Origin of the sequence: Brevibacillus halotolerans, assembly GCF_026891775.1 — a bacterium.
In the GTDB taxonomy this organism is placed as follows: Bacteria; Bacillota; Bacilli; order Brevibacillales; family Brevibacillaceae; genus Brevibacillus_B; species Brevibacillus_B halotolerans.
Genome location: NZ_JAPTNK010000014.1, coordinates 69,018 through 80,717 on the forward strand (window position 1 = coordinate 69,018; position 11,700 = coordinate 80,717).

The window sequence follows — 11,700 nt, forward strand, 5'->3', positions numbered from 1 at the left end:
TAAGCGATTATTTACGATTTGGAGTCTGGTCTGTATAATTGTTCATCATTCTCTCATGCATGCCGTTTGGGCCATGACAGCTTTCATACATAGATTGAATCTGTGCGTCTGTCAGTTGCGGGTGCATTTGTTTCATCAAAGGGCGCATCTGTTCAAATTCCTTCTGCTTTTGATCAGGTGTTACTTGTGACGTGCCTGCATACACGCCTGTTGCGATCCCCAAGACGACAACCAACGATGCTAGAGAAAAAATTATTTTTTTCATATCTGCTCCTCCTTTTTTTTTCTTAGCTTACAAAAAAGAAATGAGGAACTGATGTAGTAAATATAAAGAAGTTATGAAGGACATAATACACGCATATAAATATATACCTGACAGGAAAAAAACAACATTAAAGTTAGACGCTTGACAAAAGTAAGCAATAACATTATTATACTTATAATTAGTAAGTTACTAAACATTATCTGAAAGGAGCAACACAAAAGTGGCAAACAAACAACAGCTTGGCGCACTCATTCTTCGTGTTGTACTAGGTCTAACCTTCTTGCTGCACGGTCTTGATAAATTCCAGGGGGGCATCGAAAACATTGTAGGATTTTTCGAAAGCATCGGCCTACCTGGCTTCCTAGCTTATGTAGTTGGAACTATCGAATTAGTAGGAGGTATCCTATTGATTTTAGGGCTAGGAACTCGTGCCATTTCATTTTTACTCATGGTCATTATGGTAGGAGCTACCCTAAAAGTTAAATTGGCGGCTGGTTTCATCGGTGGCTATGAATTTGACCTTGCTCTCTTCACAATGGCGCTATACCTTGCATTGAATGGTAGCAGCATGGCAGCAGTAGATAACCTGCTTCCTTATGGAAAAAAAGAAACAGCGTAACGTACAGTACGAATTAATGCTTTTCCATGCATAAGAAACCATTTCTTTCTACACGCAAAAGCCTGGAGTTATATGCTCCAGGCTTTTTGTAATGAATACTAGTTTATATCTCTACTTTAGGCTCGTGCTTTATACAGCAGATAAAGGAAGTATGGCCCCCCTATAATCGCAATGACGATTCCTACAGGAAGCTCAGCCGGCGAGAACACGGTCTTGGCAATAAAATCTGATACCAAAACCAAGAGCATCCCCATCAAAGCTGATACAGGCAATATCCGTCTGTGATGATTCCCGACCAATGCTTTAGCAATATGCGGCGCCATTAATCCAACGAACCCAATACTACCTGACACTGATACACATGCACTAATGATCCCAACACTAGCTAGCAAGAGCACCATTTTTTCTTTCTCGGTGGATACTCCAAGCCCTCTAACGCTGTTTTCATCTAGCTGCAATAGATTTAACACGTTGGCTTTTCGAAATAATATCGGGATAAACAAGATAAACCAAGGGAGCATAGCCACAATATAAATCCAGTTAGCACTCCAGATACTACCTGTCATCCACACGGTTGCCATCTCAAAATCCTTTGCGTTCATCCGTAAAGAAAGGTAGAGCGTAAATGCCCCCAGACCTGTTCCAACTGCAATTCCAACCAGAATAAGCCGTTGTGGGTCTAGTTTCCCCTTTTGCCAAGCAAATAGAAAGATAAGGAAAGCAGAGAGCAGACCACCCACTAAACCAAACAAAGGCATGGCTAATGTTGTTAATAACCCTTCGCTACCCATTTTCCCCTCAAACATAAAGATAAACAGTACAATTGCTGCACCTGCCCCCGAATTGATGCCCAATATTCCAGGATCAGCAAGTCCATTTCGGGTAATCGCTTGAACAACGGTACCGGCAAGCCCTAGCCCCATACCAACAAGGGCCGCAATCACAATACGCGGTAGGCGAAATTCAAAGATAACCAGATCATGCTCAGGTTTAGGATCATGACGTAGCAATGTGTTGATAACGTCTTGTAGCGTCATATCAAACTCGCCGTTTGTAACACTAATATAAATAGCTAGCAATGCAAGACAAATACTTGCTATTGTAACTGTCCAAAATCGAGCAGTCGATGTCTTAGCAAATACACGCGATTGCTTTTTGTTAGTTACCATGTTTTTCTCCCCCTTTTTTAACAATCAAATAGAGGAAGAATGGAATACCAAACAACGAAGTAACTACTCCGATTGGCGTTTCAAAAGGGTAATTCATAAACCGACTTAGGATATCGGAAAATAGTAAAAAAATTCCACCAACCACCGCTGAACACGGTACGATCCACCGATAATCTATCCCCACCAGAAAGCGAGCAATATGTGGAACAATTAATCCAACAAATCCTATCTTGCCTACCAAAGCAACAGATATCCCGGTCAAAATGACAACAGTCAGCATCGTCAGCCCTTTAATCAGAGCTGTACGCTGGCCCAAATTGACCGCTATCTCCTCACCCAATGACAGAATCGTAATGGATTTAGACAAAAATAACGCCAGTAAAATACCTACGATTGCAAAGGGAAGAGCTAATTTAATCAAGCCCGGATCAATTTGGTGTAATCGAGCGTTATACCAAAAGCTGAGATTCTGCGATATTTGAAAATAAGTGGATAAGGCTTGCGATATACTACTTAGGACTGTTCCGATAACTGTCCCGATTATAGCCAATCGGACTGGGGTCATACCATTAGGCAACAGGGATGCAAACCCCAATACAATTCCTACGCCTAACGCAGAACCAAGTAAAGAATACATGATCATTTGTAGGGAGGACGTAGCTGGCATAAAGATCATACACACCGTAATAACAAATGCTGATCCGTCTGATACCCCCATAATGGAAGGAGATGCCAGAAAGTTTCTGGTCATCCCCTGCATTAAAGCTCCCGACATTGCTAAGAAGGCACCAATTAATAGTGCTCCTACAGCTCTTGGTATTCTGGAATGCATGATAATCTGATGATCAGCATTACCAGCATCAAAATGAAAGATAGCATCCTGAATTGTACTAAGCTCTATGTTTTTAGCTCCAAAGACAATGGACAGTGCCATCAAGATCACAATAAAAATTGGTGATGTCAACAAAATGGCAACTGGTACTGATTTCTTCACTCTCATTGCGCTCTTCTCGCCCTTTTATCTACTTGGACAGCTTTTCCACCGCAGCTTTCAAGAAGTTAATTTTGCTCCATGCTGTACCACCTTGTCCTAGTGGATCTACTACATTCACGTAAACATGGCCATTTTTCACGGCGTTAATGCTTTGCCAGATTGGATTTTTCTCTAGATCCTCTAAAGATTTAGGTTGGTCTTTGTTTTCATCAGGTGAAAATTGAACAAAGATATAGTCTGGATTCATGGCACTAAATTTTTCCAATGACATAGCCTCTTGCGCTTTAGCCGCCTTAACTTCCTCTGGTGCTGTAAAACCTAATTCCGCATATAAGGATGGGTTAAAGAAGACTTTTTCTGGATAGATATTGATGGTACCTTGACGCAGGCGTATCGCTACTACTTTTTTATCCTTCAGCTTATCGCCCAAAGAAGCTTTTGCCTTTTCTAGATCTTCTTTATATTTTTTCAGTACATTCTCAGCTTCTGCTTGCTTTCCTGTTAATTCAGCTAGTAAGTGTAAATTAGCTTCCCAGTTGCTTGAGATATGAGAAACAGGGAAGGTTGGTGCGATTTTCTCGAATTTACTATATACTTCTGGCTTAAATTTAGACGAACCGAGGATCACGTCTGGTTTTAATTTAAGCATGGTCTCCAGATTTGGTTGCATTTTTTCACCAATGGATTCCGATGAGCCTGTAATACTTTTATAAATATCCGGGAATTTACCACCTACACTAATCGCACCTACTGGCTCTACACCTAAAACTACAGCGTCTTCCATAGACTCCATACTACCTGTAATGACAATGCGATCTGTCTTAGCTGGAACTTTATATTCTTGATCAAGATACTTAATCGTTCTTGTTTCACCTGTTGCTGATTCTGATGCTTTTTGGCTATCACTGCTGGTAGCTGTCGGATTGGCAGGTGCTGTTGTCTCTGTTTTCCCGCCGCAAGCCGTTACCATAAGAGCCAGTATGGCTACTAGACCTACTCCTAGAAACTTACGTTTATTCATGTTTATAATGTCCCCTCTCGATAAGACAATCTGAAATGTTTGATAATAATTCTCATTTACGATTATAGAGGAGTAGACTCTGCTCGACCATGAACGATTTCCGGAATCAATATGGACGATTTCCAGAAAAGAGACGATAAACATCCTCGATTAAACGCTCATGGGCCAGCGGAGAGTAATCACGCCAAGGATTTGAAAAAATTTCATGAACATTGTTTAGGCGCACCGCTCTAATCTGTTGCCATTCTGGTCTCATTTGGAGGTGCTTCCAGTAATGTAGCGTCTCTGACTCAGGGCAGGCAAGTACCAATATATGATCAGGATCATACTCTGCCAGCTTTTGTAGCGTTATCTTTTCATCAATTCCCACATCATGCAGCGGATAGGCGGGAATCATTTGCAAATCACCATAAAATACCTGAGTCATACTAGGATTGCTGTATACATATATATTTTGTTTTAGTAGACGGACAATCAGAAAGGTATCGTTTTTTACTACTCCGCTGATTTCCTCTCTGATCATCTTCACCTTGTGATCATAAGATGTAAGCCATTTATCTGCATCCTGAGGTACTTGTAAAAGCTCGGCTGTTTGCAGAAATTGTGCTCTCCAATCTGTATCACTCCATGAAACATAGCTCACTGATCCTGCCTGTTCCAGCTTTGCCTTCTCTTTTCTTTCTAGTTGATCGATGCTGATAATAAGATCGGGATGGATTTGCTCTAAGACCTCAATATTACTTTCCCATTTGTAATCGACACGGTACGCACTTAAGTGAATAGGTATTTCCGTGCGGTATTTTTCATAGTAGATGGACGACCATTTTGGATGCAGGGGAGCGGCATAAGGGATCACCTGCAAGGCTAGTACATAGCCAAGAAGCCGGTGACTATAGATAGCTACCTTTTTCTGACGTTGCTTCATGTATGTGGTGGGAGATACACCAACCTCCTGCTTAAACTTCCTGCTAAAGTAAAATTCATCGTTATAGCCAATTTGATGAGCAACGTCCTTTAAGCGAACCTGCGGTCTACTCATAAATTGCTTTGCTTGATTCATCCTCACTTTTGTTACATATTCAATTGCCCCGATTCCATACGTCTTTTTAAACAGCTCGCCAAAATACTTTGAACTTACTCCCGCTATTTTGGCTAAATCATCTACACAAAGGTTTTTATTAAAATGAGTATCGATGTAGGTTTTGGCTTTAGCAATAGCAGTTTTAGAATCCTCAAAGCGGATGTCCTTATTGTTCATAAGTGTATGAATAAACTGTAGAAAAGTGATTTGCCCCAAAAAACGGTCCATGGGCTTCTTGCTTTTCCATTGCTTTTCGATCGTTTGGCACAGCATCGTCGGTTGGGAGATCGTATGCGATACTTGTCCTCCTTTCCCGAAAGGTCCTTTATCACGCACAGGCTTCAACTGTCCCCTCCGCTTTCCTGATTCCTGATAGACATGAAAGTAAATCACATAGCAATAGGTTTCTACCTCTGGAGTTAATTCAAGTCCAAGGGTTTGGCCTGGTGCACATACATAGACGCCATCCTTTTGTAGTGGGTGAGCTTGTTCATCAATTAGGACATGACCCTGACCTTGAAGAGCGATAAGCAAAACATACGAGGAGGTCATCTGATGAATCAATGGAACTGGTTTATACTGGCTCCCCTTAAGCAGTTCTATCTCTTTTAGCTTAAATTGGTATTGATCTATTTCTACAGTCGATTCAGCAGAAAACGAATGTTGCTGTTGTTGATCTGACATATATGTCGCCACTTTCTATGTTTTGTCATATCGGTTCATTGATAACTATTCTCAACAAATCTGAGTTATTTGTAGTATAGCAAAGCTAGTTATATATTTGAAACCAATTAACATACTATATCGTCTTGTATCATATACATATCTTTTACATAAATTACTAATTAACCAAATAATAACTTTTAGATATGGAGTGGTTCTTATGAAAAATTCAGGATATCTGGTGCTTAGCTCAGTGTTAGCCATAGGATTATTAACAGGCTGTGGAAACAGTGGTTCAACAAGCTCCCAGCCGGTACAAGGAGAAACCACACCTCAGACAAATACACCCCAGAAGAATCAACCAACTGTCGAACAAGACGTTATCAAACAAATGCAGGATATTGCGTCACAAGCAAAAGAGCCTGTTGAATTAATCACCTACTTGGATAAGACGATCAAAAGCGTAAAAAGTGAAACTGCCGATCGGCTATTCGTTATTTTAGATGATTATTATGCCACTCACTTGATTGGATTGAATGAAAGCTTTTCTAAGTTATTAGCTGAGAATAACAATGCCCAAAAGCTATATGAAATTGGCTTCCCTGTTGATGTCACGAAGATTCAAGAAGAGCCTTTAAAAAAATACGTGCAGGATAAATTGGCTGGCAAGCTAGCCTTAACAGATAACGAAGGGGATTTGTTTTGGATGGTAGATTATGATGCCTTACAGCAATACTCCCGCTACCTCACTGACGACATGAAGTCATACCTGGAGCTACAATGGGACGAATATAATAAACCTATTTCCAGAGATGGTAGTTTAATTATCTCACGTCAAGAGCTGGGAGAACGCATCGTAAAAGTAGAAAAGTATCTAACCTCCTATAAGAACGGAATCAAAAAAACAGATGTTAGGAATCTATATCAAACCTATTTGCAAGAATATCTCAGTAACTATCGCTACTATGCCATTGATGAAAAAACCATGAAGCTGTTGCCAGAGGTAAAGAAAGCGTACGAACAATTCATAAAAACTCACAGTGATACGAAGACAACAAGCATCATTGCAGAGTACCTACAGATTATCAATCAAAACAAAGACGTCATTTATGAGCATGGAAAAGCAGGAGAGAGTATCATCGGTGACGCTAAGCCAGACATCTCCAAATTTTGGGGATCATTACCTCAAACGGTTGATCAAACATTCGGCGCATAACAAACAGGCTGAAGGAGCCTTATCACGTCCTTCAGCCTTGTTTCATGATAGAAAAATGATTGATTGGTTATGCTGTGTGAGTGGGAAATATACTCTGCACCTCTTGTTTCCAGACCTGCTCTGGCAACTCCTTTAGATGATGCAGAAGCCTTTGGTTAGCTCAATTGTTGTATGCGTACGAAGTTACCGTTTAATCCATCCCTACGCCCCCTACCCCACTTTCACTGCCTCTACAAAATTGGTGTAATAGGTTGCTCCACCGCCTAGATCGGTTAGTGCTTCTGAGGTTGTTACATTCACATTCTTTTGCCATAAATTAATCGGGGTAACCAGCACACCAGCTCCTACTTTTTCGCTAATTTTAGCTGGGAGAACAATTTCCCCACGATCGTTGTATACTTTCACCTGATCGCCTTCTGCAATCCCTCGGGAAAGCGCATCCTGAGGATTCATATAGAGGACTGGCTCCTTTTCCCGTTTTTTCAGTGTCTCTACATTTCCAAAGCTGGAATTTAAGAAATGCTTTGCTTTCACCGTCAAAAAGTGCAAAGGATATTGCTCAGCGCCCTCTGCCTTTTGCTCAAGCGGTGTGTAGTTAACCAACGGCTCCAAGCCTAGCTCTTTCATCTGTGGCGCTAGTGCCTCGATCTTTTTACTCGGCGTTAAAAAGCCGTGCTGAAACGGAAAGAAATGATCTCCTTCAAATGATACTTTCTGATATTTCTTTTCTTTAAGCGTCTCATACGTGATTCCGTTAAGAAACGAGTGGGTAGAATCCAATGCCTGCCTAATTAAATCCTCATCGCTATCTGCAAAGCACTCTTCTGTATACCCCATCGCCTTGGCTAGCAAACGGAAGGTCTCCGTATTAGATTTGGCTTCTCCTAAGGGGGCAATAGCAGGCTCGTTTAACTGTACATATAAATGCCAGTAGGATGTATGAATATCCAAATGCTCCAGAGTTGTAGTCGCAGGCAAGATAATATCTGCATATCGGCAGGTTTTTGTCATATGCTGCTCATGGACTACCGTAAATAAATCATCCCGGAGTAGCCCCTCCGTAACCTTATTAGCATCAGGAGTCACTAAAGCTGGATTACTGTTATAGACATAAAGAGCCTTTACGGGATTGTCTTGCTGTAAGAGAGCAGAGCCTAATTGCGCACAGTTTATTTCCCGCGGATTTCCTTCATACACATCTGCTCGATATAGATTCTCGTAATTGATTCCGACATCCATATTGGCTAGTAAAAAGCCTCCGCCTAGCTCCTGCCAGGCTCCTGTTAATGCTGGAAGTACCGCCAATGTACGAATGATTTCTCCCCCAGTCGTATGACGCTGTGGACCAAATCCGCAACGGATAAGGGAAGCCTTGGTGCTTGCATATAATTGAGTAAATTCAATGATCTCCTGCTCGGAAAGCCCCGTAATGCTAGCTACATGAGCTGGTGTATATGGTTTTACGCGCTCCTTTAACTCATCAAAGCCTTGTAGATGGCTGGCAATGTATGCGTGATCGAGCTGATCGTTTTGAATTAGTACATGCATCATCCCCAGTGCGAGTGCGCTATCGGTTCCTGGTTTAATTTGCAAATGGATATCTGCCTTTTCTGCCGTCTCATGCCTATAAGGATCAATGACCACCAAAACAGCGCCATTCCTCCGTGCTTCCTCCATAATCGGGAACTGATGGACGTTTGTATGAAGCGTATTGGTGCCCCATGCGATAATCAAACGAGAATGTACCATATCCTCTGGATCGACACCAAGTCGGGTTCCATATACAGAGTGTAGAGCCGCTGAGGCAGCAGAAGCGCATAAAGTACGAGCCAGACGAGAAGCACCCATTTTACCAAAAAAACGTCGATCCATACTGCCGTAGTTAATCAACCCCATAGTACCAGCATAGCTATAAGGTAAGACAGCCTCGGCTCCATATTGACGAATGGTTTCCTTCCATTTATCCGTAATGAGCTGGATGGCTTCCTCCCACGAAATTCGTTCAAATACCCCTTCCCCTTTTTTACCTGTTCTTTTCATGGGATATAAAATCCGATCTGGATGATACACCCGCTCTAAATAATTATTTACCTTGATGCACAGAAAGCCTTTGGTTACCGGGTGTTCTTTGTTACCGCGAATTTTCACTGCTTTTCCTGATTCATCGACAGTCACTGTCATACTACAGGTGTCCCAGCAATCGTGGGGGCAGATATTGGTATGCTCTTTTGTCATGGCTTCTCTCCTCCTTACTCTTTCTCTTTTCGACTATTTTTCATCTTATTTACAGACTTTTGTATCTATACTATAATGATTGAATAATCTTTCCCATTCAAAAATTAACCTTTACAAATAATAAAAAGGATATAAAAATCAGGCTATAGTGCTCCTTCCTTCTACGACAAATGGATATTAGGGGCACTGCTCTCCTGATTTTTTTTACTATGCCAATGAAAAATTCTATCTATCTAAGACGCAAAGGTAAGCTACTTGTACAGACAGGAATCAGTCATTTACCTCTTCCTTACCTAGCTACTGCCTTAAAGAACCTGGAGCATCTTGGCTTCACCTTTTCCCACCGATTGATGGAACGGTTGCAAACCCTATCTGTCGAAGAATTTACTACATTCTTTCAGCAGCTAGAAAAGGACGTAAAGCAACTGGTCGGAGCTCATGTACAATATCGTCCGATGTATCAAAATTTCCCCCAGCAACTAATGGAAGCAAGCCAAGCAAGCTTATATGTGAACGCCATTATTCACTATCTCACCCTTTCTCTTCCGATTGATGAAGTAAAGAAACGACTTCCACTGCTTGATCAACATGAGGTAACTGTCATTGAACTTGGAAATGAAGAGGAATTAGAGCAAATCTTCTGGAATCTCGTCCAGTCCAAAACCTCCCTTTCCGAAACCGACAAGGATGACCTCAGCTTCTTTATACAAGAATATCAGGTTTTAGATAAACTTGTGCAGTTAGATATTCCATTAAAAGAAAATTTTGCGCTGCTCACAGGCTTACTATTCTCATCCAGTAAACTATCACCTGCCTTTTTTTCCAAACATATCAAGACAGCAACAGATGTTTTACGGGTAGCTACAGCCTTATCTGGCGGTGATATCAGTCTATCCAGCGCTACGCCCTTTCGTAAATTTACACGTGCCCAAAGACGTTTTATCTTGGGGCTATTAGAGAATTGTCATGCCCCCGAAGAAGATATGCTGCGCTATAAAAACCGTTGGATTCGATTAGGGGAAATTTTACACCCTACGGAATACAAGCTACGTTTCCCACGGTGCGCCGATGCTTTTTATCTGATTCGTAACAATCAAAAAATCGAAACATTTAACAGTAAAGTAGAGGAAGCTCTATTACATCGACGGCTATCAGAAGCAATCGAGCTACTTTCCACTAGACCGGGCGAGCTGGCACGTCGTCTTGATCACATCATACGTCTCAGTGTGGATTGGCAGCCAATCACCCATGCTTTTGAAAAGATAGTTGATCAGGTTTCTTCACCTGTATTGCTACAGGTGATGACACATTTTGCGAACCGTCACATTCCGCAAGCCGTCCGTACATTTTTCCCGAAAGGAAATGTAGCCAAAGTTCAAGTGAGTGCTGACACACTGGCTCCTCTTCCTAAGGAAATCGGTGATTCAATCATATCCATCTGTCAAAAGGAACTCATGCAGCGTTTTTCCCAATTGCCGCCGCTGGGCTATGTATATGTCGATGAACAATTGCGCAATTACAATGTCCCCTTCTCCCAACGCTCAGCTCAGAAGGCGCTCCGTACGATTACGCGAGGTTCTAAGCTTGATTTACCGGCTGGAAATACCATCCGATTTTTTACTTGGTGGCGAGAAGGTATTGTGAATCAAGTTCCGACAGATCGAGTGGATGTTGATTTATCTGCTGTGATGTATGACCACAACTGGAATGATTTAGAACACATTTCCTATACGAATTTAGTCTCATCTTCCTTTAAGGCCTACCATAGTGGTGATATTACTACTGCTCCACAAGGTGCCTGCGAGTTCATTGATATCGATTTAACTGCTGCGGCAAAAGCAGGGGCTCGTTATCTTTCCATGTCTTTGCATTCCTTTACCAGTCATCCTTATTGTGATCTCCCTGAATGCTTTGCTGGCTGGATGATGCGACAGCACCCTAATTCTGGTGAAATCTTCGAACCGGCTACCGTACAAAATAAAATCGACATCACTGCTGATACAACGATTTGTATTCCCGTTATGATTGATATAGAGGCTCGTCAGGTCATCTGGACCGATTTAGCTCTTACTTTTGAACCTACCTATGCCAATAACGTTGAACATAATCGAAACAGCATGCAGCTCATGGGAAAAGCCATGACAAATCTGATTAAACCAAATTTATACGACCTGTTTGTATTGCACGCCTTAGCCAGAGGAACGCTTGTTGATAATCCTGATCGTGCCCAATCCGTCTTTTCTGTAAATAGCGGGATAACACCCTATGACACCGAAAAAATCATGTCTGATTATTTATAGCACATGCATTCTGATGTCTAGTCACAGGACCGTCATTTGACACATACGACATATTGATGTATTTTGTAATTCGTAGACTATATATAGTGTATTTAACCACATTACAGAAGCATTTTCTCTTAATTGATGAGGGGATG

9 protein-coding genes are annotated in these 11,700 nt (G+C 41.6%); 3 read left to right on the forward strand and 6 right to left on the reverse strand.

Annotated elements, in window-relative coordinates; all coding sequences use genetic code 11:
• Positions 1 to 7: 7 nt before the first annotated feature.
• Complete coding sequence (locus O0550_RS17145) at positions 8 to 265, reverse strand: hypothetical protein (RefSeq protein ID WP_003343252.1); 258 nt, start codon at positions 263 to 265, stop codon at positions 8 to 10.
• Positions 266 to 485: 220 nt separating this feature from the next.
• Here O0550_RS17145 and O0550_RS17150 point away from each other — a divergent pair, with 220 nt between their 5' ends.
• Positions 486 to 884 (forward strand): DoxX family protein, encoded by a 399-nt coding sequence (locus O0550_RS17150; protein ID WP_003333673.1) that lies wholly within the window; start codon positions 486 to 488, stop codon positions 882 to 884.
• Between the two features lie 116 nt (positions 885 to 1,000).
• Here the strand turns inward: O0550_RS17150 and O0550_RS17155 are convergent, their stop codons facing one another.
• The 4 genes from O0550_RS17155 to O0550_RS17170 all read right to left on the reverse strand — a co-directional run bounded on the left by O0550_RS17155 (position 1,001) and on the right by O0550_RS17170 (position 5,833).
• Positions 1,001 to 2,053: a FecCD family ABC transporter permease gene (locus tag O0550_RS17155; protein ID WP_003343250.1), complete on the reverse strand. Its 1,053-nt coding sequence runs from the start codon at positions 2,051 to 2,053 to the stop codon at positions 1,001 to 1,003.
• Positions 2,043 to 3,053: a FecCD family ABC transporter permease gene (locus O0550_RS17160; RefSeq protein WP_258426901.1), complete on the reverse strand. Its 1,011-nt coding sequence runs from the start codon at positions 3,051 to 3,053 to the stop codon at positions 2,043 to 2,045. Before O0550_RS17160 ends, O0550_RS17155 begins: the two co-directional genes overlap by 11 nt.
• A 22-nt stretch (positions 3,054 to 3,075) precedes the next feature.
• Positions 3,076 to 4,068 carry an iron-hydroxamate ABC transporter substrate-binding protein gene (locus O0550_RS17165; RefSeq protein WP_096887808.1) on the reverse strand — a complete coding sequence of 331 codons (993 nt, stop codon included), beginning with the start codon at positions 4,066 to 4,068 and terminating at the stop codon, positions 3,076 to 3,078.
• Positions 4,069 to 4,174: 106 nt separating this feature from the next.
• Positions 4,175 to 5,833 (reverse strand): AraC family transcriptional regulator, encoded by a 1,659-nt coding sequence (locus O0550_RS17170; RefSeq protein ID WP_258426902.1) that lies wholly within the window; start codon positions 5,831 to 5,833, stop codon positions 4,175 to 4,177.
• A 199-nt stretch (positions 5,834 to 6,032) separates the two neighbouring features.
• Between O0550_RS17170 and O0550_RS17175 the strand changes: the two genes are divergently transcribed.
• On the forward strand, positions 6,033 to 7,028 hold the full coding sequence (locus tag O0550_RS17175) for a hypothetical protein (RefSeq protein ID WP_258426903.1): 996 nt from the start codon (positions 6,033 to 6,035) through the stop codon (positions 7,026 to 7,028).
• A 210-nt stretch (positions 7,029 to 7,238) separates the two neighbouring features.
• On the opposite strand, the gene O0550_RS17180 is transcribed toward O0550_RS17175, so the two are convergent.
• Positions 7,239 to 9,263, reverse strand: coding sequence for a molybdopterin-containing oxidoreductase family protein (locus O0550_RS17180; RefSeq protein WP_258426904.1), 2,025 nt, complete (start codon positions 9,261 to 9,263; stop codon positions 7,239 to 7,241).
• Positions 9,264 to 9,478: 215 nt separating this feature from the next.
• Between O0550_RS17180 and O0550_RS17185 the strand changes: the two genes are divergently transcribed.
• The gene (locus O0550_RS17185; RefSeq protein ID WP_258426933.1) at positions 9,479 to 11,563 is read left to right on the forward strand and encodes a TerD family protein; all 2,085 of its coding nucleotides are present in this window, start codon (positions 9,479 to 9,481) and stop codon (positions 11,561 to 11,563) included.
• Positions 11,564 to 11,700: the final 137 nt, after the last annotated feature.